The 26,693-nt window shown below is 72.1% G+C and carries 16 protein-coding genes and 1 pseudogene; 10 read left to right on the forward strand and 7 right to left on the reverse strand.

Annotated features, from left to right (window positions below; all coding sequences use genetic code 11):
• Positions 1–14 precede the first annotated feature (14 nt).
• Positions 15–743, reverse strand: a complete 729-nt coding sequence (locus tag AB0B50_RS01085; protein ID WP_362323604.1) for an alpha/beta fold hydrolase — start codon at positions 741–743, stop codon at positions 15–17.
• 5 nt (positions 744–748) lie between these two features.
• On the reverse strand, positions 749–1,000 hold the full coding sequence (locus AB0B50_RS01090) for a phosphopantetheine-binding protein (protein WP_362323607.1): 252 nt from the start codon (positions 998–1,000) through the stop codon (positions 749–751).
• 413 nt (positions 1,001–1,413) lie between these two features.
• Here AB0B50_RS01090 and AB0B50_RS01095 point away from each other — a divergent pair, with 413 nt between their 5' ends.
• The 9 genes from AB0B50_RS01095 to AB0B50_RS01135 are packed head-to-tail and all read left to right on the forward strand — an operon-like array spanning position 1,414 to position 19,731.
• Positions 1,414–2,529, forward strand: coding sequence for an ATP-grasp domain-containing protein (locus AB0B50_RS01095; RefSeq protein WP_362323610.1), 1,116 nt, complete (start codon positions 1,414–1,416; stop codon positions 2,527–2,529).
• Positions 2,522–3,217: an HAD-IA family hydrolase gene (locus tag AB0B50_RS01100; protein ID WP_362323613.1), complete on the forward strand. Its 696-nt coding sequence runs from the start codon at positions 2,522–2,524 to the stop codon at positions 3,215–3,217. The genes AB0B50_RS01095 and AB0B50_RS01100 overlap by 8 nt, the downstream gene beginning before the upstream one ends.
• Positions 3,214–4,365 carry a hypothetical protein gene (locus AB0B50_RS01105; protein WP_362323616.1) on the forward strand — a complete coding sequence of 384 codons (1,152 nt, stop codon included), beginning with the start codon at positions 3,214–3,216 and terminating at the stop codon, positions 4,363–4,365. Before AB0B50_RS01100 ends, AB0B50_RS01105 begins: the two co-directional genes overlap by 4 nt.
• Positions 4,362–7,583 (forward strand): amino acid adenylation domain-containing protein, encoded by a 3,222-nt coding sequence (locus AB0B50_RS01110; RefSeq protein WP_362323619.1) that lies wholly within the window; start codon positions 4,362–4,364, stop codon positions 7,581–7,583. Before AB0B50_RS01105 ends, AB0B50_RS01110 begins: the two co-directional genes overlap by 4 nt.
• A complete protein-coding gene (locus AB0B50_RS01115) occupies positions 7,580–11,077 on the forward strand; it encodes an amino acid adenylation domain-containing protein (protein ID WP_362323622.1) in 3,498 nt (1,165 codons plus the stop codon). The genes AB0B50_RS01110 and AB0B50_RS01115 overlap by 4 nt, the downstream gene beginning before the upstream one ends.
• An 11-nt stretch (positions 11,078–11,088) precedes the next feature.
• Entirely contained in the window at positions 11,089–14,178 is a 3,090-nt protein-coding gene (locus tag AB0B50_RS01120) for a beta-ketoacyl synthase N-terminal-like domain-containing protein (RefSeq protein ID WP_362323625.1), read from the forward strand.
• A complete protein-coding gene (locus AB0B50_RS01125; RefSeq protein ID WP_362323628.1) occupies positions 14,175–15,332 on the forward strand; it encodes a MupA/Atu3671 family FMN-dependent luciferase-like monooxygenase in 1,158 nt (385 codons plus the stop codon). The genes AB0B50_RS01120 and AB0B50_RS01125 overlap by 4 nt, the downstream gene beginning before the upstream one ends.
• Positions 15,329–18,406, forward strand: a complete 3,078-nt coding sequence (locus AB0B50_RS01130) for a condensation domain-containing protein (RefSeq protein WP_362323631.1) — start codon at positions 15,329–15,331, stop codon at positions 18,404–18,406. The genes AB0B50_RS01125 and AB0B50_RS01130 overlap by 4 nt, the downstream gene beginning before the upstream one ends.
• Positions 18,403–19,731 carry an MFS transporter gene (locus tag AB0B50_RS01135; protein WP_362323634.1) on the forward strand — a complete coding sequence of 443 codons (1,329 nt, stop codon included), beginning with the start codon at positions 18,403–18,405 and terminating at the stop codon, positions 19,729–19,731. Before AB0B50_RS01130 ends, AB0B50_RS01135 begins: the two co-directional genes overlap by 4 nt.
• A 442-nt stretch (positions 19,732–20,173) precedes the next feature.
• On the opposite strand, the pseudogene AB0B50_RS01140 reads toward AB0B50_RS01135, so the two are convergent.
• From AB0B50_RS01140 to AB0B50_RS01155, 4 genes and pseudogenes are all read right to left on the reverse strand, one after another.
• Positions 20,174–20,299, reverse strand: a pseudogene (locus AB0B50_RS01140) (LLM class flavin-dependent oxidoreductase); the annotation flags it as partial.
• Positions 20,300–20,303: 4 nt separating this feature from the next.
• Positions 20,304–21,170, reverse strand: a complete 867-nt coding sequence (locus AB0B50_RS01145) for an aldo/keto reductase (RefSeq protein WP_362323637.1) — start codon at positions 21,168–21,170, stop codon at positions 20,304–20,306.
• A gap of 149 nt (positions 21,171–21,319) precedes the next feature.
• The gene (locus AB0B50_RS01150; protein WP_362323640.1) at positions 21,320–22,078 is read right to left on the reverse strand and encodes a flavodoxin family protein; all 759 of its coding nucleotides are present in this window, start codon (positions 22,076–22,078) and stop codon (positions 21,320–21,322) included.
• Between the two features lie 249 nt (positions 22,079–22,327).
• Positions 22,328–23,185, reverse strand: a complete 858-nt coding sequence (locus tag AB0B50_RS01155) for a LysR family transcriptional regulator (protein ID WP_362323643.1) — start codon at positions 23,183–23,185, stop codon at positions 22,328–22,330.
• 68 nt (positions 23,186–23,253) lie between these two features.
• On the opposite strand from AB0B50_RS01155, the gene AB0B50_RS01160 reads away from it, so the two are divergent.
• On the forward strand, positions 23,254–24,174 hold the full coding sequence (locus AB0B50_RS01160) for an EamA family transporter (RefSeq protein ID WP_362323646.1): 921 nt from the start codon (positions 23,254–23,256) through the stop codon (positions 24,172–24,174).
• On the opposite strand, the gene AB0B50_RS01165 is transcribed toward AB0B50_RS01160, so the two are convergent.
• Positions 24,137–26,536, reverse strand: coding sequence for an excinuclease ABC subunit UvrA (locus tag AB0B50_RS01165; protein ID WP_362323649.1), 2,400 nt, complete (start codon positions 26,534–26,536; stop codon positions 24,137–24,139). The two genes, AB0B50_RS01160 and AB0B50_RS01165, sit on opposite strands and share 38 nt — an antisense overlap.
• Positions 26,537–26,693 lie beyond the last annotated feature (157 nt).

Consider the following 26,693-nt stretch of genomic DNA (forward strand, 5'->3'; position numbering starts at 1 on the left):
TGTTGGGGTGGGTGTCACGCGAGGCGTTCGAGGGTCTGCCGCACGGACGGCCAGGAGTCGGTCAGGTACATGTGCCCGCCGGGCAGTTGGAGACCGCGGAACGCCGCCGAGGTGTACGCCTCCCAGTCCTGCCAGTCGAGGACGGGGACGGTGGCGTCGGAACTGCCCCGGATCGCCGTGATGGGAAGCGGCAGCGGCGCCGGGTCCTGCGGGGGACGGTAGTCGTCGAGCAGGGCCAGATCGGCGAGCAGCGCGGGCAGCAGGAGGTCACGGAGCTCCGGGTGCTCCAGGGTCTCCAGCGGGGCACCGGTCAGCTCGCGCAGCCGGGCCACGGTGAACGCGTCGGGGTCGGTGGGGAAAGGGCGCGGGGGACGGCGGCGACGCGGGCTGACCGATCCGCTGACCACGAGGTGGCGGGGTATGGGGCCGCCGGACGCGAGCAGCTGCCGGGCGGCCTCGTGTGCGAGGACCGCGCCGAGGCTGTGGCCGAAGAGGACGAAGGGCTCGCCGTCGGCCGCGGCCCGTACCCGCCGCACCACGTCGGCGACCGCGGCCGCCATGCTGTGGTGGTGGGGAAGGGAGAACTCCTCCTCACGGCCCGGTAGTTGGATCGGGATCGGTGACAGCGCGGGACCGGGGTCGTGCTGCCAGGGTCGGTAGACGCCGGCACCCGCACCCGCGTACGGCAGGCAGAGCACCTTGAGGGCACGCGTGCCCCGCGGGACGTTCGAGCCCTGCGCCATCGAGATCAGGCCGGGGCGGCGGCGTCGTCGAGCAGGGTGCGCAGGGCGTCGAGATCCGACGTCTCGAGGATGTCGAGGAATCCGATGTCTTTGCCGGTCGATTCGAAGAGTTGGGTCGACAGGGTGACCGCCTTGAAGGAATCACCGCCGTTTTCGAGGAAACCGATGGCCGGATCGGCGCCGGCGCCAAGGGTCTCGTTCCAGAGCTGGAGAACCTGATCCGGAACGACCTCTTCAGAGGGAATATCGGACGTCATCGTGCACCTTTCCTGAAACGCGCAGCAGGGTTTCGGGGTGCCGGCGGAACTCGGCCCGGGCTCACGTTAGTTAGGCGTGATCACCACCTCAATGTGATACATGTCACACGCTTGGGTGGAGCCTCTGAATGCGCCCCCGGGCAAAGGGCCGGTCGTGAATGCGTACGTCAAACCGCTGTGGGCGAACGCCGGTTGAAGGAAGGATCTTGTGCGACGCACATCGGTTCGGCAAGATCGGCCGGGTTCCGAACTGGCGGTCACCGGCATGGAAGGCCCAGCGTTTGCGTACCGATCCCGTACTTCTCGTGCTGTACGACATTGGAAGTCTCGCCCCGCTACGACTGGCTGAAGCCGCCCGGAAGGCCGGGTGCGGCCTGGTGTTCGTGCCGGCAGCCACACCGCATGCCCAGAAAATGATCCCGCTGCTCGAGAAGTTGGGCTTGGTGGTGAATTCGGCCGGGTTGTCGGAGCGTCAACTCGTCGAAGAGCTACGCCGTACGAAGCCGACGGGGATCATCACCTTCAGCGAATTCAGAATCGCGGACACCGTGCGTCTCGCGGCGGAGCTCGGGCTGCGCTACCACGCGCCGGCCGACCTCGACGCGATCACCCACAAGGACCGACAGCGCGAGCGTTTCGAGGCGGTCGGCCTCGACACGGTCGGGTTCCGCACCGTCACCTCGACCGACGAGATCGACACCGCGATCGCCCATGTGGGCCTGCCCGCGATCGTGAAACCGGTCATCGGCGCGTCCAGCCGCAACACGGTCGCCGTCACCGACGCCGACGAATGCCGGGCCGTGATCAGGGCGGCGCTGACCGGCGCCCCCGGCCGCCCCGCCGAACAGGCCGTGATGCTGGAGGAACTCCTCGTCGGGCGATCCACCGACGCGCCCTGGGGCGACTACATCGCCGTCGACTGCGTGGCAGACGGCGACGATGTCCGCCCCGTCTTCGTCACCAGCAAGTTCGCCCTCGCCGAACCCTTCAGGGAACGCGGCGGCTACGGCGGGCTGTCGGTGGTGCCCGACGACGAGGTGCGGCAGGTGCGCGAACTCGCCTGTCGTGCCGTAGGCGCCCTGGGCATCCACGGCGTCGCCGACGTGGAGATCAAACTCACCGCGGACGGGCCGCGGGTGATCGAGGTCAACGGCAGGCTCGGTGCCTGGGTCGACGACCTCGCCGTCCGCTCCGGCGCCACCGACCCCGCGGACACGGCGGTGCGCGCCGCCCTCGGACTCGAGTACCACACCACGGAATTGATCACCGAAGGCCCCGTCGCGTTCCACTATCTGCTGGTGCCGCCCATGGGGGCCGAGCGGGTCAAGAAGATCCGCGACGTGGGGGCCCTGCGCGCGGTCCCACGGGTGGACCGCGTCGCCGTCCTGGTCGAGGAAGGCGCGAGCGTCGACTGGCGCCTCGGTGCCGGCGCCAACGTCGCGGCCCTCGTCGGGGTCACCCGTGACCACGGTGAACTCGCCGAGACCGTCGCGGCGATCGAGGACGTGGACTGGATCGACTATGAGTGAACCCTTGGTGATCTTCGACCTCGATGGCGTCCTGGTCGACACCCAGCACGCCGAGAACGGCGGGCTCGCCGCGGTCGGCGCCCTGATGGGCCTCACCCTCACCGCGGAGCGGGCCGACGAGCTGTTCTCCGGCAAGAAGATGCAGGAGTGCATCGACCTGATGGCCGAGCTCGCCGGGGTCGAACCGCCTCCGGACGCCATCCCATTGGCCAGGGCCGCCTGCGAGGAGCTGATCGGCGACCGCCTCGACCCCATCGACGGCGTACGCACCGCACTGGCGGGCCTCGCCGACGCGGGCATCCCGATGTGTGTCGCCTCCAACAGCCCGCGCGAACTCATCGCAGGCCGGCTCGACGCCGCGGGCATCCGCCCCTACTTCGGCGAGCGGCTGTTCTCCGCGTACGACGTCGACGCGTGGAAGCCCGACCCCCGACTCTTCCTCCGGGCCGCCGAAAGCTGCGGCACCGCCCCCGAGTGGTGCGTGGTCGTCGAGGACAGCGTCGTGGGGGTGGACGCCGCCCTGGCGGCGGAGATGACCGTGGTGCAGTACGCGGCGGACCCGGCTCAAGGCCCCCACCGCGCGGGCGTGCGGGTCCTGACCCGCATGGACGCCGTACCGGAGGCGGTCCGCGCCCACCGGCCCACACGAACCCCCGACGAACTCCGCAGGGTTGAAGGAGCAGCGTGAACGACATACGCAGGATCATGGTCCTCGGTGCCGGAGACCTGGGGCGCCGTGTCTTCCACGAGCTGGCCCAGGGCGACCGCGGCCGCCATGTGCGGCTGCTCGGCAGGGACCCCGAGACGACACTGCGCGCGGCCAACTCGGCCGGCTTCTGCGCCCTGCAGCGCGGCCACGGCGCACAGGTCAGCCATGCGCTCACCGATCTCACCGACACCGACCGCACCGCGCAGGAGATCGCCGCCTTCCGGCCCGACGTGCTGTTCCTGGCGGTGAGCTACCAGTCGTGGTGGCAGATCTCCACCCTCCCCGAAGACGCCTTCAAACGGCTCTACGCCGCCAACTTCGGGCCCTGGCTGCCCATGCACCTGGTCCCCGTCCTGCACGCGATGCGGGCCGTGCGCGCCGCGGGCAGCGACGCCACCGTCGTCAACGCGGCGTTCCCCGACGCCGTGCACCCCGTGCTCGCCGCCGCGGGCCTCGCCCCGCACATCGGCATCGGCAACGTCGCCAACAACGTGCCCGCGCTGCGCACCGCCGCCGCCCGTCAACTGGGCCTGGACGTCGCCGACATCGACGTACGTCTGGTGGCCCACCACTACGTCTCGCACCGCCTGTCCCGGCACGGCGACAGCGGACCGGCCCGCATGGGCCTCTCCGTGCACTACGCGGGCGAGGACGTCACCGCCAAGGCCGATGTACCCGAGCTGCTGCGCTGGCTGCCCGCCGACTACCGACGCACCGGCGGCCTGGCCGGCCAGACGATGACCGCCGCGTCGGCGCTCAGCGTCCTCGAACCCCTCGTCGACGGCCGTGACGCCCACGTGCATGCGCCCGGCCCCGACGGCAGGGTGGGCGGCTACCCGGTGGCGATCGAGTCGGGACGCTTCCGCCTGCTCCTCCCGGACGGCATGACCGAGGACGAGGCCGTCGCCATCAACCTGTCCGGCCAACGGGCGGACGGCATCACCGAGATACGCCCGGACGGCACCGTCGTCTTCGAGCCCGCCGCCATGGGCGTGCTCACCGACGCACTGGGTTACGCCTGCGAGCGGATGCCCCTGGGCGAGGCGGAGGACCGGGCCCGGGAGATCGCCGAGCGGTACGCCCACTTCCGGGACCGGTCCTGCGAACGAGCCGAGGCCCTGCGATGACCCCGGACGGACACCCCGCGACGCCCCCGGGCCGAGACCAGGCCGCCTCCTGGCGCGCGGCGCCCAACCAGGCTGCCGTCCATCTGGCCGACTCGCTGGCGGAGCGCCCCGAACTGCACGTGGTGGTCTGCGCCTACCACCTGGACGGCGTCTGGGACGCCGAGCTCCTCGGCGAGCGGTTCCGCGCCCTGTTCCACCGGCATCCGGCGCTGAGTACCCGACTCGTCGAGGACGCGGAGGGCCTGTCGCTCGCCCCCGCGCGAGCGGAACCCGTGTGGCGTACCGAGGACATCCCCGCGTCGGCGGACTCCGACGACATCGCCCGGCTGATCCGCGCGGAGGCGCTGCGCCCGCTCGACACGGAGCACGGCCCCCTCGTACGGGGCACACTCCTTCGCCGGGCCGACGGCACCGCCGATCTCGTCCTGGTGGCGAGCCACCTGATCGTGGACGACCACGCGATGGACTCGATCGCCCGCGAAGTGCTGACGGGTCAGGCGCCCGAGACCGGCGGCGACTACTCCGCGTGGGCCGAACAGGCGGCGCGGGACGCGCGTGCCGGAAGCGAGCGTGCCGCGCGGCGACGTGCCGACCTGGCCGCGCTCGCCCCGGTCGGCGAGCCGGCCTGGGGCGACGGCGACAGCGCGGCCGGTGAAGTCGACGGCGGACAGATCGAGTTCACCGTCGACGCCCCGCTCTGGCAGGAGACGACCGCGCTGGCCAAGGCGGCGGGAGTCACCCGGCATTCGCTCCTCACGGCCGCCGCCGGCCTGGTGTGGGCCCGCAACGGCACCGGCGACGCGGCCTTGGTGGGCGCCTTCGTCAGCCGCAGGCCCGCCCGCGAGCGCGACACCGTCGGCTACTTCAGCACCACGGTGCCGGTGGGCGTGCGCCTCGACGAGGACCTCGACGTCACCGCCTATCTGCGGGCCACACAGCGCGCCGCCTTCGCCGCCTACCGGGACGCCGACCTCGCACTGTCCGACATGCTTCCGACCGGCGAAGGCCCCGGTTCGGCCGCCCTGGGCCTGGCTGTCGCACAGAGCTGGCACCCGCCCACGCTGCGCCTGCCCGAGCTCACCGCCGTTGCACACCCCTATCCGGACCTGGGCGTGTCCAAGTTCCTGATGCTCTGCTATCTGGACCTGGAGGCGACCGACGAGGCCAAGGGCCTGCTGCACTACCGCAAGCGGCACTTCTCCGCGGCCGCCGCACAGCTCTTCGTGCGCCAACTCCTTTCCGTACTGAGGGACATCACCCGGAACCCGCAGGCAATCCTGCACACGGTGGGCACCCTCGCGGCCGAAGACCGCACGCGGGTGCTGGCCACGGCGCGCGGCGGCGACCTCGTCGTCGACGGGCTCACCGTGCCCGAGGTGCTGCGCCGGCGGGCCGCACAGGCCCCGCACCGGATCGCCGTCGTGGACGCCGACACGGCACTGAGCTACGCCGAACTCGACGAACGCTCCGAGCTGTTGGCGCGCGTACTCGTCGAGCGCGGGGTCGTTCCCGGCGACCGGGTCGGCGTGCGCATGGAGCGATCGGCGTCCCAAGTGGTGGCGCTGACGGCCGTGTTGAAGGCCGGAGCCTGCTACGTACCGCTCGACCCCCGCTACCCCGAGGCGCGCCTGGCCCACATGGTGGGGGACGCCGACATCCGCGTCGTCGTCGGTGACACGGACCTCCCGCCCGCCGGTGCCGAGCCGCCGCACCACTGGGTTCCCGCACACGCCGTGCCCGCCGCCTCCGGCACACCGCTGCCGCGCGTCGGCCCGGACGACCCGGCCTACGTCATCTACACCTCCGGCTCCACCGGGCGGCCCAAGGGCGTCCTGGTCGCCCACCGAAACGTCCTCGCCCTGCTGTCCGCGACACAGGACGACTTCGGCCTCGGCCCCGGCGACGTCTGGTCCTACTTCCACTCCTACGCGTTCGACTTCTCAGTCTGGGAGATCTGGGGCTGCCTGCTCACCGGCGGCCGCCTCGTGGTCGTCCCCTACGAGGTGTCCCGCAACCCCGAGGAGTTCCACCGTCTGCTCCTGGACGAGGAGGTGACCGTCCTCAGCCAGACGCCGACCGCCTTCTCCCTGCTCCTCGCCACCGAGGCCATGACCGACGACGCGGGACACGACGTCACCGGGCACGACGCCACCGGGCTCGAACCCCGGCCCGACCTCGCCGTGCGCCTGCTGGTCTTCGGCGGCGAGCCGCTCGACCCGCAGACCCTGCTGCCGTGGTTCGACCGCTGCCCCAAGGCCCGGGTGGAGAACATGTACGGGATCACCGAGACCACCGTGCACTGCACCACCCACGCCCTCGACCGCGACGACGCCCTGGTCGGCGGGCGAAGCGTCGGACGCCCGCTGCCCGGCTGGGAGCTGTACGTCCTCGACCCGCGTGGGCGCCTGGTCGCCCCCGGTGTTCCCGGCGAGATCCACGTCGGTGGCGCCGGTGTCGCCCTCGGCTATCTGAACCTGCCCGAACTCACCGCCGAACGCTTCCGCGCGAGCGACCATCCGGCGGGGCCCACCGGCCGTCTCTACCGCTCCGGGGACCTCGGCCGCTACCGGCCCGACGGAACCCTGGAGCACCTGGGCCGCATCGACGCCCAGGTCAAGATCCGCGGCTTCCGCATCGAACTCGGCGAGGTGCGCTCCGTGCTCCTGGAAGACCCCGCGGTGGCGTCGGCCGCCGTCGTCGTCGGACAGGCCGGCACGCCCGAGGCGCGCCTGGACGCGTACGTCGTCACGGCACCCGGAGCGGAGCCGGACGGACTCCTGGAGCGGGCGGCCACGAGGCTGCCCGAGCACATGGTTCCGCAGACGGTGACGTTCCTGCCCGCGCTTCCCGTCACCGCGAACGGCAAGCTCGACAGCGCGGCTCTGCCGGCTCCTGCGGCGATGGCAGGGGACACCGCTGTGCCGACGGGGGCAGGAGCGCAGAGCATCGACGGCATCGAGGATGCCGGTAGCGCCGGTGGCGCCACCGTGCTCGGCCGCGTCATCGCCGTCTGGCAACGCGTCCTCGACGTACCCGTGGGCGCGGGCGACAACTTCTTTGCCCTCGGTGGGACTTCCCTGCTCGCGCTGCGCCTCAAGGCGGAGCTGCGCGACGCGGGGCTGCCCGCCGTGACGCTCCGCGAGATGGTCCGGCATGCCACTCCGTCCGCCTTGGCCACGCTGATCGACTCACGTACCGCCCCGGAGGACACACGATGAACCGGCCGGCCTCTCCCGGGCAGTCGCGCTTCTACCTCCTCGACGCGCAGGACGGCGGAGCCGCCCGCACCCTGGTCAAACACATCGCCGTCGAAGGACCCGCCGACCCGGATCGGCTGCGCCGCGCCCTGCGCACCGTCCTCGCCGAGCATCCCGCGCTGCGCACCTCGCTGCACCTCGGCGACGACGGCCTCGTCCAGCGCCCGCACCCCGTGGACGACGTCCCGCTGAGCGTCACGGAACACGCCGACCCCGACGCGGCGCTCGACACGGAACGCGCGGCGCTCGCCGTGCCCTTCACCCACGGAGCGGGCCCGCTGTGCGCGATACGCGTCCTGCTGGGCGCGCGGCGTACCCACTGCCTGATCTCCGTGCACCACGCGGTCTTCGACGACGACTCGACGGCGATCCTGTTCGCGGCGCTCGTGGCGGCGTACGAGGCCGACGCGACAGCCGCGGCGGGCCCCGATCCGGCGCAGCCCCCGTCGCTCGCTGCCACCGAGCGGGACCGGCTGCGGACCTACTGGGCCGGGCAGCTCGCGGGAGCCCCGCAGTCGACCGAACTGCCCTGGTCGACGGAGGCGGTGGGCCGCCGACGCGAGACCCGTGAGCGCGCACTCGCCGACGACGTGTCGGCCGCGCTGCGCGAACGCGCCCGGCACACCGGGGCCAGTCCCTTCGCCCAGTTCCTGAGCGCGGTGGCCCTGGTGACGTCCTGGTACCTGGACCGTACCGACGTGGTCTTCGCGGTGCCGGTCAGCGGGCGGGACGCCGGCGGCGCGCAACGCGTCGACTGTCTGCAGAACACCGTCCCGGTCCGCGTCGACCTCGCGGGCGCGGACACCGAGATGGTCGTCGAGCGCACCGTGGACGCCCTCCTCGACGCCCTTGACCACCGCGACATGCCCTTCGAGGACATCCTCGACAGCGCCGGTGTAGCCCGTCGGACGGGACGCAAACCACTGGCGCAGATCCTGGTCACCGAGACCGCGCCGGTGCCCGAGCGGAACGCGGCGGGCCTGCGCTGGCGCGTGGGGGAGACGGTCGCGCAGGAGGTGGAGTACGACGCGTGTCTCGCGCTGTGCCACGGCCCGGACGGCGGGATGCGCGTCGAACTGAGCTACCGCGCCGGTGGCCTGCCGCCCGTGCGCGCACAGCACACCGTCGACCACGTGGTCCGACTCCTGGGCCGGTTGGCCGCAGGCAAGGCCGAGCCGCAGGCCGCGCTCGATCTGCTCGACGACGCCGAACGCCATGAACTGGCAGTGCTGGACGGCACATTGCCCATGGCCGACGAGAGCGACGACCGGGCCGTGGCCGCCGCGGCAGCCGATTCCGTGCCCGCGCGCATCCTGCGGCACGCCCGCACGACACCCGACGCGGTGGCCGTCACGGCGGGCGAACACACCCTGACCTACGCGGAGTTGGCACGCCGATCCGCCGTGGTGGCAGCGGACCTCGCCCGGCACGGTGTGCGGCCCGGAGACCGGGTGGGCATCTGCCTGGGGCGTGACACGGATCTGCTCGCCGCGCTGCTCGGCGTGTGGCGGACCGGTGCGCTCTACGTGCCGCTCGACCCCGACTACCCGGCCGAGCGCCTCCGTTACGTCACCGAGGACTCCTCGCTCGCGGCCGTGGTCGCCGACCGCGACATACCCGTCGTGGCGGACCTCGCGGCCGACTTCGCGAGCGACCCCGCCCCGGCCCTGGTGGAGATCGACGCACTGCGCCGCCGGTGGGGCGCGCCGGAAGCGTCGGACGCGACGTACGCCTCGTACGACCTGGAGGCGAGGGACGCGCCGGTGGACGCCCAGGGCCGCGCCTATCTCATCCACACCTCGGGATCGACCGGCAGGCCCAAGGGCGTCGTGGTCGGCCACGGCCAACTCGTGGCCCTGTGCGACGCGCTGGACGAGGTGCTCCCTGACGCCCCCGTCTCGGTGGCGGGCACCAGCCTGTCCTTCGACATCAGCGCACTCGAACTCTTCTGGCCCCTGACGCGCGGACGCACGGTGCTGCTCACCCGGCACCGGCAGGTGTCCCGAGAGCCGGTCCCCGAGGGCGCGTTGTACCAGTGCACGCCGACGGTCGCCCGCATGCTGGCCGACGACGGCGAAGGGCGGGCGGTGCTGTCCCGCCTCGGCGCCCTGTTGGTGGGCGGTGAGCCGCTGCCGTCCGATCTCGCGGACGACCTGGCCGCCCTGGTGCCCGGCCCCGTACTGAACTGCTACGGACCGACCGAGACCACCGTCTGGTCCACCGTGTGGCCGGTCGGGCGCGGCGCGCGCGTCGGTATCGGGCTGCCTCTGCCGGGCGAGTCCTGCCATGTCGTCGACTCGCTCGGCAGGCTGCTGCCGCCGGGGTGCCCGGGACGCCTCGTGATCACCGGCGCGGGAGTCGCCGAGGGGTACTGGCGCCGCCCCGACCTCACCGAGGAACGCTTCGCCGCGCTCCCGGGAACCGGCGGTCGGCGTGGATACGACACCGGGGACCTGGTCGTCCTCCACGGACCGGACGGCCTGCGCTTCCTGGGCCGACGCGACAGCCAGTGCAAGATTCTGGGCCAGCGCGTCGAACTGGAGGAAGTCGAGGCGGCGTTGCGCTCGGCTCCGGACGTCGCAGCGGTCGCGGTCGCGCCTGACGCGACCTCGACCCACTTGGTCGCCTTCGTCGTGGACGCTTCGGCACAGGGCGCCTCGGCACAGGGCGCTTCGGCACAGGGCGCTTCGGCACAGGGCGCTTCGGCACACGGCGCCTCGGAACGGAGCGCCTCGGCACAGGGCGTCGAGCCCCCGCACGACGGTCCGCCGCGCCCCGTCGCCGCCGACCGGCTCCCGGCGTTGCGCGGACACGCCGAGTCCTGGCTTCCGCAGGCGATGGTGCCGTCCGTGTGGTGCCGAGTCGCCGCCCTGCCCCAACTGCCCAACGGCAAGCTCGACCGCGGCACCCTCGCCCGCTGGGCCGCCGCCCCGCAGCCGACCGGAGCGGCTCGGGCCACCGCGGTGCGGGCCACCGCAGCGCAGACCACCGCGGCGCGGCAGCCCGAAGCGCCGGTCGGGTCCGCGCACCAACAGGTCAGGCTGGTGTGGGAGCGTGTCCTCGGTCGGCCGGTCGCGCCCACCGACCACGACACCACGTTCTTCGACCTCGGCGGCACCTCGGCCGGTGTGCTGCGTGTCCTCGCCGCACTGCGCCCCGACCATCCCGGGCTCACCATCGGGGACCTGTTCCGCCACACCACGCTCCGTTCCCTCGCTGAGCACATGGCACGCCCCGGGAAGGCGCCGGTCCCCGAGCCGCGTACGACCAAGGACACGACGTCGGCCATCCCATCGGGCGCCACGACGGGCGAGCCGTCCGGCACCGGCCGAGGCCAGAACCGCTCGCGGGCCCTCGGCGCCTGGAGAGCACGCCGCGCACCCGGTGGCGGTCCGCCGACCGCCGCGACCGAGGCATCCACCCCGTCCCGTACCGAGTCCCGTACCAAGAAGTGAGGCACAAGCACATGCACGTACCGGACAGCGCCGTAGCAGTGGTGGGCCTTGCCCTGCGTGCGCCGGGGGCCACCGGCCCCGACGCGTTCTGGGACAACCTGGTGCACGGCCGCGTCGCCCTGCCGGGCCGCCTCGCGGACGGCACCCTGGGCGTGGGCGGCATCGAGCGGACCGCGGAGTTCGACGCCGAACTGTTCGGGCTCACGCCCACGCAGGCAGCGGTGACCGACCCGCAGCAGCGCATCGTCACCGAGCTGGTCTGGCAGGCGCTGGAGGACGCCGGGCTCGACACCGGGCGCGACCCGGGCCGCGTCGGTGTGTTCCTCGGCGGCGGTGACAGCGGCTACCGCCACCGCCATGTCGAAACCGACCCGACACTGAGCCGCGCGGCGGGCCGCCAGCAGATCGCGCTCGGCAACGACAAGGACTTCCTGGCGACCTCCGTGGCCTTCCGGCTCGGCTTCACGGGGCCGGCCCTGACCGTGCAGACCGCCTGCTCCACCTCGCTGGTCGCCGTGCATGTCGCGATGCGCAGCCTGCTCACCTATGAGTGCGACATCGCCGTCGCGGGCGGAGTGACCGTTCAACTCCCGGTCGGAGAGGGCTATGTGTACCGCGAGGGCGACGTGCTCTCGCCGGACGGCCACTGCCGTCCGTTCACCGAGGGCAGCAAAGGCACGGTCCCGGCGAGCGGCGCGGGTGTCGTGGTGCTGCGCCGCGCCGAGGACGCGAGCCCGCGCACGCGTGCCGTACTCCTCGGCAGCGCGCTCAACAACGACGGTGCCGATCGGATGAGCATGGTCGCGCCGAGCCCGCGCGGCCAGGCGGTCGCCCTCGGCGAGGCACTGGACGTCGCCGGTCTCAAGCCGCACGAGATCGGTTACGTCGAGACCCACGGCACCGGCACCGAACTCGGAGACCAGGTCGAGCTCTCCGCGCTGGCCGAGGTCTACGGACAAGGCGAACTGCCCTGCGCCCTGGGCGCGGTGAAGGCCAACATCGGTCACACGGACACGGCGGCGGGCGTCCTCGGTCTGATCAAGACGGTCCTGTCCGTGGAGTCGGGCACCATCGCGCCCACACCGGCGCAGGACGGGGACGGGCCCGATGTGCCGCTGGGCGCGGCGCGCTTCCGTCTGCCCCGGCAGGCGGAGGCCTGGCCCGCCGACCGGCCCAGGTACGCGGCCGTCAGCTCCTTCGGCCTCGGCGGCACCAACGCCCATGTGGTGCTGGCCGAACCCTCCGTGATCCGTCACGCCGACGACGCGCGGGAGGGTGCGGCGCACGGCGAGGGGGATACGCGGGAGGGAGCGGCGCACGGCAAGGGGGAGACGCACGGCGAGGGCGAAGGACTGTCCGCGCCCGGCCTCGCCGTCCTGTCCGCCGCCACCCCCGAGGCACTCGGTCGCACGGCGGCCTCGCTGGCCGCGGCGGTGCGCGAGGGCGGGGCGCCGGTGTCCGAGGTTCTCGGCACCCTGTGGCACGGCCGCCGACAGCTGCCCTACCGCTGGGCCCATGTGATCGGCGCCGGCGACGAACACGCCGTCCGGAACGAACTCGCGGACGCCTTGGCCAAGGCGACGGCGGACCGCGGCGCCACGTCGCGGCCCGCCGTCGCGGCCCTGCTGCCGGGTCAGGGCATCCCTCTGACCGCAGTGGGGCGCCAACTGCGTGTGAGCGATCCCCAATTCGCCCGTGACTGGGACCAGTTGAACGCCCTGGTCCGGGAGAAGGGCGGCCCGGACCTCGAAGGCTGTTGGGACTGGCCGGAGGACGACCCGCGGTGGCTGCGCACCGACATCGTCCAGCCGCTCCTGTTCGCGGTGGAGCTGGCGCTGCTGCGCCTCCTGGAACGTCAGGGTGCCGCCCCCGACGTGCTGCTCGGCCACAGCGTCGGCGAACTCGTCGCGGCCACGTGGGCCGGGGTCTTCACCGAGGCCGACGGAGCGGCCGCCGTCATCGAGCGAGGACGTCTGATGGGGCAGGCCGCGCCGGGCGCGATGACCTCGGTACGCACCGACGAGCGCACGGCACGCGAACTCGCCGACGGGCTGCCCGTGGACGTCTGCGCGGTGAACGCCGCCGACAACGTGGTGCTCGGCGGCGACGTCGAGCAGGTGGCCGAGGTAGAGCGGCGCTGCGCCGAGCGTGGCGTCGGGCACCGCAGGCTCCCCACCGCACACGCCTTCCACTCCCGGTCGATGGCCCGCGCGGCCGAGGGCTTCACCGCGTTTCTTCGCGACGTACCGCTGCACGCGCCGCGCAGCACGGTCCTGTCGAACCTGTCCGGAGAGGCGTTGCGCCCGCAGGAGGCGACCGACCCGGCCTACTGGGGGCGGCAGTTGGGCAGTGCCGTGCGCTTCGCCGAGGCGCTGGAGACGTTGCTCGCCGACCGCCCCGACGTCGTCGTGGAGGCAGGGCCCGGACACGGTTTCGCCTCCCAGCTGCGCCGGGGCCTGCGGGAGTCGGAGCGCCGTCCGCTCATCGCGGCGCTCCTCTCCGCCCCCCGGCGCGACGAGGCGTACGCGCATCTCGCGGCGCTCGGCGTGGCCTGGACGGCGGGCTGCCCCGTGGCCGACCCCGTCGAGCCCCCGGTGACCGCCGCGCGCATCCCCGGCTACGTGTTCTCCGACACCCACCACTGGGCCGGCGGCACCCCGAAGGGCGACACACCCGCTTCGCCGCACACCGCGCCTGCCGACACCGCGCAGCCGTCGCCGACCGCGGTGGACGACGCCGACACACCCCTTGCCGATACACCGCTCGAGGAGGGTGGCGAGGCCGGCGACCAGAGTGCCGCGGACCTCGCCGCGCTGTGGCAGGAGTCGTTCGGCGGCCCCGCGATCACCGCCGACGACAACTTCTTCGAACTGGGCGGCACCTCCCTGCAGGCCGCCCAACTCATCACCGTCATCGGTGACCAGTTCCTGATCGACGTACGCCTGGCCGATCTGTACGAGCACTCCACCTTCGGTGACTTCACGGCCCGGATACGGGAGCTTCTCGACCAGCGCGACGACGGCGAACTCCTCGCCCTCCTCGCGGAGTTGGAGACGGAAGGAGCCGAGCCCGGCGACGACGAAGGAGAGCGGACCGCGTGAGCGACGTCAACGAACGGCTCGGCCACCTCACGGCTGCCCAGCGCGACCTGCTGCGGCGCAAGCTGCGCGAGCGCAGCCGGGACACCGCCGGTGGAGCACCGGCCGAGCCGCCCGTGAGCCCACCCGTGCGGCTCAGCCTGTACTTCTTCCCCCAGGCCCGCGCCCTCGCCCCTGGCGCGTACTACGACATGCTCCTTCGGGCCTGCGAGTTCGCCGACGAGCACGGCTTCTGCGCGGCCTGGTTCCCCGAGCGGCACTTCGTGGACTTCGGCGGCTCGCACCCCAACCCGTCGGTGATCGCCGGAGCCGTGGCCGGCCGCACCCGGCGGCTCGGCCTGCGTGCCGGCAGCGTGGCCGCGCCGCTGCACCACCCCGTGCGCATCGCCGAGGAGTGGGCCCTGGTGGACAACCTGTCGGGCGGGCGCGTGGGGGTGTCGTTCGCGAGCGGCTGGCACCCCGACGACTTCGTCCTTGCCCGCAGGCTCTACGACGAGCGCAAGAAGACCCTGATGGACACGGTCGAGCAGGTGCGCGCGCTGTGGTCGGGCGAGCCCGTCTCCTTCGCCAGTACCGCAGGCACGTGGGCCGACGTGGTGACCAACCCGAGGCCGGTGCAGGCCGAGTTGCCGGTGTGGATCACCGCGGCGGGCAACCCCGAGACCTTCGTGGCGGCGGGCACCGCCGGGTACGGCATCATGACGGCGCTCCTCGGTCAGACCCTCGGACAACTGCGGGACAACATCGCCCGCTACCGGGCGGCCTGGCGCGCCGCCGGGCACGACGGCGACGGCGATGTGGTGGTCATGGCCCACGCGTACGTCAGTGACGCACCGGACCTGGAGGACAGGCTGCGGCCCGCACTGCACGAATATCTGTCGTCCTACCGCGACCAGACCAGGGACGGCGGGGCGCCCCAGGGCGACGAACAGGTGCTCCTGGAGGCCGCGTTCCAGGACTATCTCGCGGGGCCCTCGCTGCTCGGCACGCCCGCCAAGGCCCGTTCGGTGCTGGCCACGCTCGCGGACGCGGGCGCCGACGAGGTCGGTTGTCTCATCGACTTCGGCCTGCCCGCCGCCGACGTACTCGACGGGCTGCCCGCTCTCGCCGGTCTGCTGCCCGCCCCGGCCGACCCCCTCGAAGACAGGAGCGCATGACCGTGCCCGCATCCCGCAGGGTCGCCGACCGTCTCGCCCGGCTCTCCCCGGACCAACGCGCCGCGCTGCAGCGGAAGATGAAGGAGCGTGCCGACCGACCGGACTCGGGCCCTGCCCTCGTCCGCCGCCCCGCATCCGAACGCGCCCTGACCCCACTGGGCCTGGACCAGGAGCGCATCTGGATCCTCGACCAACTCGACCCCGGCCGCCACACCTACAACATCAGCACGGGGATGCGGTTCAAGGGCGCCTTCGACGAGGAGGCCTTCCACCGGGCGGTCGAGGCGCTCGTACGCCGCCACGAACTGCTGCGCTCCCACGTCGAAGTACACGACGGCGCACCTCGGCTGCGGGTCCGTGAGGACTTCGAGGTGCCGCTGACCGTCATCGACGTGCGGGCGGAGCCGGAGCGGCTCGACGAGACCCTCCGCGCCGAGGTGCGCCGCCCCTTCGATCCGGCCGCGGGCGGACTCCTTCGGGTCATCGCCGTCCGGGTCGCCGACGACGACTACCACGTGGTCGAGACGATGCACCACTCGATCACGGACCAGTGGTCCTTCGTGCGCCTCAATCGCGAACTGCTCGCCCACTACCGGGCCGCCTGCGAGGGCCGGGCCGCGGATCTGCCCGAACTCCCCGTACAGTTCGGGGATTTCGCCGCATGGCAGCGAGCCGTCTTCACCGGCGCCCACCAGGAGCGCGAGCGCGCCTTCTGGCGCACGTATCTGGAGGGCGTGCCCGGACATCTGCCGCTGCCCTACGACCAGGCCCCCGCCGGCGCCGGGCACGCGGGCAAGCACCACTACTTCCTGCTCGGCGAGGACGTGAGCGAACGGTTCCTCGCGGCCTGCCGGCAGTGGCGGGTGACGCTTTCGGAGGCCCTGCTCGCCGCCTATGTCGCGCTGTTGCACGAGGAGACCGGCGAGCACGACATCGTGGTGGGCCTGCCGAGCGCCACCCGCGGCCGCCCCGAGACCCACGATCTGATCGGCTTCCTGCTCACCAACGTCCCCGTACGAGCCCGCCTTCCGCACCAGCCGACCCCGACGCAGATCCTGGCGGCCGTGCGGTCGGCGTCCGCCGCCGTCGCCGATCACCGCGAGGTCCCGTTCAGCGAGATCGTCGAGGCGGCGCAGCCCGAGCGCAGTCTCGACCGGTACCCCTTGCTGCAGACCATGCACCTCGTCCTCGACTTCGAGGAGACGGTGGTCCGGCTGCCCGACGCCGAAGTGGTCGGCATCGAGGTCGAGGACGGCGTGTCCCCGATGGACCTCACGGTGGGCTGGTGGCGGGCCGGTGAGCGACTGTACGGGCGGATCGAATACCGCACGGACCTGTTCACGGACGCCACCGTGGGCCGCCTCGTGAACCGTCTGCTCGACCTGGTCCGGGTCTTCTGCGAGCACCCCGACGCCCCGCTGACCGTCCGTGCCACGGCGGGGACGGGGACCGACACCGGTCCGGACGCCGTCGGCGACGCCGCTCAGTCCGCCGACGTGGCGGAGCAGGACCCGGCGGACATGGCCCGGATCGCCGCCGTCTGGCGCGACGTGCTCGGCACCGAAGCGGACCACGCCACGGACCCCGACGTGAACTTCTTCCGGTGCGGCGGTACGTCCCTCAAGGCGATCCAGCTCGCCCACGCCCTGCGCGCGGCCGGCTTCGAACTCGGGCCCCGGCAGGTGTTCCTGGCCCCGACCGTCCGCGGACAGTCGGCCCTGGCACGGCGCGCGTCCGGTGAGAACACGCCCCAGGTCGCCACGTCCGACCGGGGCGCGGTCAGCCCGCAGCAGGAAGACCTGCTGGAGGGCGGCCTGCCGCGCCCCGAACTGTGGACGCACAGCGTCGTGCTGACCGCGGGACGCCCCCTCGACCCGGAGTGGCTGAAGATCGCCGTCAAGCGCGTGGTGGCCGCGCACCCGGGCCTGCGCTCGGCCTTCCGTCACGACGGCGAACGCCCGCGCAGGCACACGTCCGGCGGCTGGCTGTGGCGCGTCGAGGACGTAGGCACGGGGCCGGACGCGGCGGCGGCCGCGCACCGGGAGGCGTTCGACTGCGCGGACGGCCCGCTGTTCGCGGCCTCCCTGCTCCCCGGCACCCCCGACCGCATCGTGCTGACCGCCCATCACCTCGTCGTGGACGGCATGTCCTGGCAGATCCTCGTCCAGGACCTGGAGCAGTCCTACGGCGGCATGCGACCCGCCGCCGAGGCACACCACCCCTCGGCCTACGCGGCCGCGCTGCGCTCCCTCGACGTACGCGATCAACTCGCCCACTGGGAAAGGCAGGTGAAGGACCGCCCGTCCCTCGGCTGCCGCACCGGTGGCCCCAACCTGCTCGGCGGTGAGACGACACACCGCGTCACCGTCGGCCTGCCCCCGACCGACACGGCGGCGGACTGGTCCGTCCAGGCCCTGACCGCGCTCGGGCTCGGAGCGCGGCCCTGGTTCGACGGCGGCGACGTGGTCCTCGATCTGATCGGCCCGGGACGCGACCTGTCGACGGCGCGGGACTGGGACCCGCTGCGCGCGGTCGGATTCCACGCCTGCGCCCACCCCCTGCGCATGCCCTCGGCCGCCCCGGGCGACGACCCGGCCGCGCAGGTCGCCCGTCTGCTGGACGCCGTCCCCGACGCCGGCGTCGGCTATCTCGCCGCCCGCTGGTCCGAGGACCCCGACATCCGCGCGACCATGGCGGACCTGCCGCGCGCCGAACTCTCCTTCAACTACGTCGGCGCACTCCTGAACGCCGATACGGGCCGGGACGACGGCACCCTGTTCTCCGTGACCGGCCAACTCGGCCCCGCGGGCAACGAGGAGGCCGATCGCTATCACCTGGTCGCCGTCGTCTTCGAACACGACGGCGAGCACGGGGCGTTCACCTGGAAGTACGATCCCCGGGCCGTCGACGAGGACGCGGTGCGTTCCGTGGCCGAGGACACGGCCACACACTTCGAGCGGATCGTGCGCCGACCGGACAAGGGCGGAGCGGCGACGGTCGGCATGAGCCTCGCGGAAGTGAACACGATGCTCGCGGACCTGACCCGCGCGCGCGACACGGAAGGCCCCCGATGACCGCGACGGACACCCTCACCAAGCGGCCCCTGATCGCTCTGGTCGCGGCCAACTACCTGTCCTGGATCGGGAACACGATGACGCTCGTCGCGGTCCCGCTCTACGTCCTCGACATATCCGGCAGCGCCGCCGAGGCGGGGGCCGCGGGCTTCGCCGGGGCGCTGCCGATGATCATCGCCGGGCTCGCGGGCGGAGTGATCGCCGACCGGGTCGGGGCGCGGCGCACCAGTGTGTGGGCCGATGTGCTGGCCGGCGTCTTCATGGCCGCGGTACCGCTTCTGCACAGCACGGTCGGGCTCGCGCTGCCCGCCCTGATGACGCTGCTCTTCCTGCGGACGCTGGCCGACGCGCCGGGTGCCGCGGCGCGACTCGCCCTGCTTCCCCGCGTGACCGCACAGGCCAAGGTCCGTTCGGAGACGGCCAATTCGCTGTTCCACTCGGCACAACGGGTCGCGTTCGTGGTCGGCCCACCGGCGGCCGGCGTGCTCGCGGGCATCACCGGCCCTGCCGCGGTCCTCTACTTCGACGCCCTGACCTTCCTGCTGTCCGGCCTGTTCATCGCGATCGCGGTCCCCAAATCCCGCCCCGCCGCCGCTGCCGACGCGGAGCAGGAGCAGGAACCGGGCAAGGGCGCCCGGCCCGGACTGGTGCGGGAGGTGAGCGAGGGCGCGCGGTACATCCTGCGGACCCCCATTCTCGCCGCCATCATCAGTGTGGTCGTGTGCACCAACTTCCTCGACGACGCGCTCACGCCGGTACTGCTGCCCGTCTACAGCCGGGAGGTCCTGGACAACGCCGATCTGGTCGGCTGGCTGCTGGCTGCCAACGGAATCGGCGCCGTGGTGGGTTCCTTCGGATACGCCCCGGCCAGTCGTCGGCTCCTGCGCAACCGCTGGGCGACCTTCGTGGGCTGCTTCGCGTTGATCTGCGTCGCCCGCCTGGTGATGGTGCTGGAACCGGGTCTGTGGCCGATGCTCCTGGTGACGTTCGCGATCGGACTCGCCAGCGGCCCGATCAACCCGCTCGTCACCGGAGTCGTCGAACGGGCCACACCGGAGAGGATGTTGGGCCGCATCTGGGGCGCCGTCATGGCCATGGCCTTCGCGGCCGCACCGATCGGCATCTTCCTCAACGGCTGGCTCACGGAACAAATCGGCCTGCGCACCACGCTGGCCGTGTTCGGTGGCCTGTACGTCCTGCTCATCGCGTACGCCCTGACGAACCGGGCGCTGCGGGGGCTCGCCCGCGAGGACACCAAGGACGTCCACGACGAGGACGCCCACGACAAGGGCGCCCACGACGAGGCGCCGTCGTCGGCGACGTAGGGCCGCACGACATTCCCGGGCCGACCAGCGGGTGGATGGCTTACTCGATGGGCAGAGTGAGCCGGGCAGGACGGTTCTCGGCTGGTCGCCGGGGGTGAGGCCGCATCCCCCGGTTCCGCCCGGCACCACCGACGGAGAGGCGCGCCAGGCCGTCAGCTCGTCCGCCGCTGCCGGACAACCGCTTCTCCGGGGTCATTCCGGCACCGATGCCGATGGGAACTCCTCTTTCGATCACAGCCTCCCCGGTGCGAAGTTGGGCGCTGTGCTCGGCGTCGGGCGGAATGACCTGCTGCACCAGGAGATTGAACTCCACGGCGTCGGCGCGGTCACCGAGGAGGCCGTGTACGTGGGCGACTCGTTCTTCCGTCTGTGCGGCTGAGGCCAGCTGGAGTTCATCACCGGTGCTGTTGGCCCAGCCTCCGGTGAAGGCGATGATGTCGGTGAAGGGTATCTCCGCGGCGTCGAACTCGGACTTCACATAGCCTGCGCCGAGCCCGAGTTCCATGCGTCCGTCGACCAATTGGTCCGTGCGCGCCGCGTCACGTGCGAGAAGGACGGGGTTGTAGAACGGGTCACGCGGCATCGGCCAATGTCGAGAAGTCCGCGTCGCTGATCTTCACACCGGCCGCGCCGACGTTCTCCTCCAGGTGCGCGACGCTCGACGTCCCCGGAATCGGCAGCATGACGGGCGAGCGCCGAAGCAGCCAGGCAAGCGCGAGCTGCGCGGGCGTCGCGCCGTGGGTTTCCGCGAGCGCGCTGAGCGGACCGCCCGGCCGTGCCAGCTCACCGGTGGCCATGGGGAACCACGGGATGAACCCGATGCCGAGCTGCTCGGCACGGTCGAGCACGGCTTCGGACTCGCGGTCCGCGAGGTTGTAGCGGTTCTGCACCGAGACGATGGGTGCGATCTCCCGCGCCTGCTCCAGCTCTTCCACGGAGACTTCGGACAGCCCGATGTGCCGGATCTTGCCTTCTTGCTGAAGGAGGGAGAGCTCCCCGAGCGACTCGGCCAGGGGCACAGCCGGGTCGATGCGGTGGAGCTGGTAGAGGTCGATCCGCTCGACGCCGAGGTGGCGCAGGCTCAGCTCGGCCTGCTGTCGCAGATAGTCGGGACGGCCGAGCGGGCGCCAGTCGTCGGGGCCGGGACGCGTCAGGCCGCCCTTGGTCGCGATGATCAGGTCGTCGGCGTACGGGTGCAGGGCTCGGCGGATCAGGTCCTCACTGACGAACGGCCCGTAAGAGTCGGCAGTGTCAATGAAGTTGACGCCGAGCTCGACGGCGTGGCGCAGCACGCGCACGGCCTCGGCCGGGTCCTTCGGGGCGCCCCAGACGCCGGGGCCGGTGAGCTGCATCGCGCCGTAGCCGAGACGGTGGACGGGAAGATCCCCGCCGAGAGTGAATATCCCGGAGGCTGCGGCGCTTATCGGGGCGGAGCTCACAGTCGTAACACCTCTCCTGTCGGGGTTGCGGTCCCCGGTGGTGGCCGGATTGCTCCCACCACTCTGGCTGAGTGTTCGGTCCCGTGGGGTGTGTTTGGTGATGTTGGTGGGGCTGGTGGTTGAGGTCCCGTCACGGTTCCGATGGCCTCTCAGCGGTGCTCCGGATTGGGGAAGTCGTCCCGGCAGCCGGCGTCCCACGCGGAGCGCTGGTTGCCGTGGGCCGGGATGCCGCCCGCTTGTTTGAGGAGCGCGGCCAGGTGCATCAGGTTCCAGGTCATGAAGGACGTATTGCGGTTGGTGAAGTCGTTCTCGGGGCCGCCGGAGCCGGGGTCCAGATAGGAGGGGCCGGGGCCCGCCTCGCCGATCCAGCCGGCGTCGGCCTGCGGCGGGATGGTGTAGCCGAGGTGCTGGAGGCTGTAGAGGACGTTCATCGCGCAGTGCTTGACGCCGTCCTCGTTGCCGGTGATCAGGCAGCCGCCCACGCGGCCGTAATAGGCGTACTGGCCTTGGCTGTTGAGGATGCTGGAACAGGCGTAGAGCCGCTCGACGACCTGCTTCATGACCGAGCTGTTGTCGCCGAGCCAGATCGGCCCGCACAGCACGAGGATGTCGGCGGACATGACCTTCTCGTACAGGGCGGGCCAGGCGTCGGACGGCCAGCCGTGCTCGGTCATGTCGGGCCAGACGCCCGTCGCGATGTCGTGGTCGACCGCCCGGATCAGCTCGGTCGTCACGCCGTTCTTCTCCATGACGAGACGGCTCTTGTCGATCAGGCCCTCGGTGTTGCTCGTCTCCGGGGACCGCTTGAGGGTGCAGTTGATGTAGAGCGCGCTGAGCTCGTCGTAGCGGTACGCGGTCGTGGAGTGCGTCGTGTTCGTGGGCTGTGTCGTGTTCGTGGTCTCGGACATGGGTGCCGCCTCACGGGGGTGGGAGTACGTCACCACCAGCCTGCGCGCGTCAGGCACCGCGGGATACCGCCGAGTCGGCGATGTGGGCCGGGGCCTCACCCGCGACCAGGCGATGGGGCCGCATGGTCGAAGCGGCCCCGACCGGTACCGGACACACACCCGGCCTGGAGGAACCGGCGCGCACCGCGGAGCTCCTCCTGGTCTTCACCGGGGTCGACGGGAACGCCGCCTGAACGTCCGGGAGTTCACTCACCACAAGCCGCGCGCGAGCGCCACCGCCGCGTCCGTCGCCGGATGGGGATCCTCGCGGTGCCAGACGAGACGGACGGGGACCGGCGGCGCGTCGCGCAGCGGGCGGTAGACGATGCCGACGCGGCGGTACTGGGTCGCGGTGGCCTGTGGAGTGACGCCGACGCAGCGGCCCGTGGCGATGGAGGCGAGCCAGTCGTCGACGTCGTGGGTGTGCTCCACCACGGGGCGCGCCCCCTCGGGCCACAGCTCCACGGTGGTGGTCCCGGTGCGCCGGTCCACCACGACGGTGCGCTCGCGGACCTCCGCCAGCGGGACACTGCGCCGCCGCGCCCACGGGTCGTCCGCGGCCAGCGCTATGCAGCGCCGCTCGTGGCCGACGAGGGCGTGGGCGTAGTGGCGCGTGTCGATCGCGCCGCGTACGACGGCCAGGTCGCACCGCCCCTCGGCGAGCCCGCCGGTGGGGGTGTTGTGGCGGATCAGATGGAGCTCGACGTCGGGGTGGAGGTCGTGCCAGCGGCGCTGGAACTCGGCGGTGTGCCGGCCGAGCGCGGACCACGCGTGGCCGAGGCGCAGCCGGGTGTGGCCGACGGCGGCCTCCCGCACCAGCGCCTCCGCCTCCGCGAGGACGCGCCGGGCGCGGGCGAGCACCTGGACACCGGCGGTGGTGGGCGTGACCGTGCGGCTGGTGCGGTGCAGGAGCCGTGTGCCGAGGGCCTGTTCGAGGGCGAGCAGCGTGCGGGAGACCGAGGCCTGGGAGACGCCCAGTTCGATCGCGGCGTCGGTGAAACTGCCGTACTCGACGATCGCGATCAGGCAGCGCAGGTGTCGGAGTTCCAGCTCCGCTCGTCCATCCATGCGCTGAGCGTATAGGTGGGGCGTCGGATGCATTTTGCGCATGCGGCCGGGGCGCGGAGTCTCGTGCCATGGCAGTCGACATGCGTGTGGAGCCGGTGAGTTCGGGCCGCCGTTCGGGGACGGCGCTGATGCTGGGCAGCGGCCTGTCCAATCAGGTCGGGGCGTCCGTGGCCGCGCTCGCCTTCCCCGTCCTTGGCCCCGTGGGGGTGGTGGCGGTGCGCCAGTGGGTGGCCGCGCTCGTCCTGACGGGCGCGGGCAGGCCGCGCCTTCGGACGTTCACCGGGGCGCAGTGGCGGCCGGTCCTCGCCCTCGCCGTGGTGTTCGCGACGATGAACCTGTCCCTGTACACGGCGATCGACCGGATCGGGCTCGGACTCGCCGTCACGCTGGAGTTCCTCGGCCCGCTCACCGTGGCCCTGGCCGGTTCGCGCCGCCGCACCGACCTGCTCTGCGCGCTCGCCGCCGCCGGGGCGGTGGTCGTCCTGACCCGCCCGGGACCGAGCACCGACTACCTCGGCATCGGTCTCGCGCTGCTCGCCGCCCTCTGCTGGGCCTGCTACATCCTGCTGAACCGCACCGTGGGCGAGCGGCTGCCCGGCGTACAGGGCTCGGCAGCGGCGGCGGCCGTCTCCGGGCTTCTCTACGTTCCCGTGGGCATCGCCGTGCTGTGTGCGCAACGGCCCACCGCCGACGCCCTGTTGTGCGCGTTCGCCGCCGGAGTGCTGTCCTCCGCCGTGCCGTTCCTCGCCGATCTGCTGGCGCTGCGGAAGATCCCCGCCGCGCACTTCGGGATCTTCATGAGCGTCAATCCGGTGTTCGCCGCACTGGTCGGCCTGGTGGTCCTCGACCAGCGGCTCGACGCGGCGTCATGGCTCGCCATCACCGTCGTCGTCACCGCCAACGCCGTCGCGGCGGGTACGGCCACGGGCCGGCCCGCCGTCGGCGAGGGGGTCAGGCCCCGACGTACGCGGCGAGGTGCTCGCCCGTGAGGGTGGAGCGGGCGGCGACCAGGTCGGCGGGCGTGCCCTCGAAGACGATCTTGCCGCCGTCGTGTCCCGCGCCGGGACCGAGGTCGATGATCCAGTCGGCGTGCGCCATGACCGCCTGGTGGTGCTCGACGACGATGACGGACTTGCCGGAGTCCACGAGCCGGTCGAGCAGGCCGAGCAGCTGCTCGACATCGGCGAGGTGGAGGCCGGTGGTGGGCTCGTCGAGGATGTAGACGCCGCCCTTCTCCGCCATGTGGGTGGCCAGCTTGAGCCGCTGCCGCTCGCCGCCGGAGAGCGTGGTCAGCGGCTGGCCGATGGTGAGGTAGCCGAGCCCGACGTCGACGAGCCGCTGGAGGATCTTGTGGGCGGCCGGCGTCTGCGCCTCGCCGCCGCCGAAGAACTCCTCGGCCTCGGTCACCGACATCGCGAGCACCTCGCTGATGTCGCGGCCGCCGAGGTGGTACTCGAGTACGGATGCGTCGAACCGCTTGCCCTCGCAGTCCTCGCAGGTGGTGGCCTCGCCGGCCATGATCACCAGGTCGCTGTAGATGACGCCGGCGCCGTTGCAGGTGGGGCAGGCGCCCTCGGAGTTGGCGCTGAACAGCGCGGGCTTGACGCCGTTGGCCTTCGCGAACGCCTTGCGGATCGGGTCGAGCAGCCCGGTGTACGTCGCGGGGTTGCTGCGCCGCGAGCCGCGGATCGGGCTCTGGTCGATGGAGACGACGCCCTCGGCCCCGGCCTGCTTGGGCATCGAGCCGTGCACGAGCGAGCTCTTGCCGGAGCCCGCGACGCCCGTGATGACGGTGAGCACGCCGAGCGGGATGTCGACGTCGACGTCGCGCAGGTTGTTGGCCGTGGCGCCGCGGATCTCCAGGGCGCCGGTGGGCTCGCGCACCTCGTCCTTGACGGCGGCCCGGTCGTCCAGGTGGCGCCCGGTGACCGAGTCGCTTGCCTGGAGCCCCTCGACGGTGCCTTCGAAGCAGACGGTGCCGCCCGCCGTACCGGCGCCGGGGCCGAGGTCGACGACGTGGTCGGCGATGGCGATGACCTCGGGCTTGTGCTCCACGACGAGCACCGTGTTGCCCTTGTCCCGCAGCTGGAGGAGCAGGTCGTTCATGCGCTGGATGTCGTGCGGGTGCAGGCCCGACGTGGGCTCGTCGAAGACGTACGTGACGTCGGTGAGCGAGGAGCCGAGGTGGCGGATCATCTTGACGCGCTGCGCCTCACCGCCGGACAGCGTGCCGGAGGCCCGGTTCAGCGAGAGATAGCCGAGCCCGATCTCCACGAACGAGTCGAGGGTCTGCTGGAGCGCGGTGAGCAGCGGCGCCACCGAAGGATCCTCGATGCCGCGGACCCACTCCGCCAGGTCCCTGATCTCCATCGAGCAGGCGTCGGCGATGCTCTTCCGCTTGATCTTCGAGGACCGCGCGCCCTCGCTCAGCCGGGTGCCGTCGCACTCGGGACAGGTGGTGAAGGTGACCGCCCGCTCCACGAAGGCCCGGATGTGCGGCTGCATCGCCTCCTTGTCCTTGGACAGGAACGACTTCTGGATCTTGGGGATCAGGCCTTCGTAGGTGAGGTTGACGCCGTTGACCTTCACCTTGGTCGGTTCGCGGTAGAGGAAGTCCTGCATCTCCTTCTTCGTGAACCTGCGGATCGGCTTGTTCGGGTCCAGGAAGCCCGACTCGGCGTAGAGCCCGACGGTCCACACGTTGTCCGACTTCCAGCCGGGGATCGTGAAGGCGCCCTCGGAGATCGACTTGGAGTCGTCGTAGAGCTCGGTGAGGTCGATGTCGGAGACGTTGCCGCGGCCCTCGCAGCGCGTGCACATGCCGCCCACGCGATTGAAGGTCGCCTTGACGGTCTTCGTCTTCGCGGCGCCGCGCTCGACGGTGATGCCGCCGCTCGCCCGGACCGTGGCGGTGTTGAAGGAGTACGCGCTGGGCGGGCCGATGTAGGGCTTGCCGATCCGGCTGAACAGGATCCGCAGCATCGCGTTGGCGTCGGTGGCGGTGCCGACCGTGGAGCGGGGGTCGCCGCCCATCCGCTGCTGGTCGACGGTGATCGCGGTCGTCAGGCCGTCGAGCACGTCGACCTCGGGACGTGCCATGTTCGGCATGAAGCCCTGCACGAAGGTGCTGTACGTCTCGTTGATCAGCCGCTTGGACTCCGCGGCGATCGTGTCGAACACCAGGGAGCTCTTGCCGGACCCCGAGACGCCCGTGAACACCGTCAGACGGCGCTTGGGGATCTCGATGCTGACGTCCTTGAGGTTGTTCTCGCGGGCGCCGTGCACGCGGATCAGGTCGTGGCTGTCGGCGGCGTGCGGCGCAGGCGACTGCGCGTGCGTCTTTTTGGCCATGCTTATCGCGTCTCCATCTGTCGGACGGGCCGCTCGCGCGGGCTCCGTCGGTGTCGCCTGGCTCGATCCGACCGGCCTCGATCAGTATCTCCGGCCGGAGAACGACCGTGCAGTCACGCTAGAGGCGACCCGGGTGCGAGCGCTTCTCGAATCCTGA

It is taken from the genome of Streptomyces sp. NPDC041068, assembly GCF_040647455.1.
Taxonomy (GTDB): Bacteria; Actinomycetota; Actinomycetes; order Streptomycetales; family Streptomycetaceae; genus Streptomyces.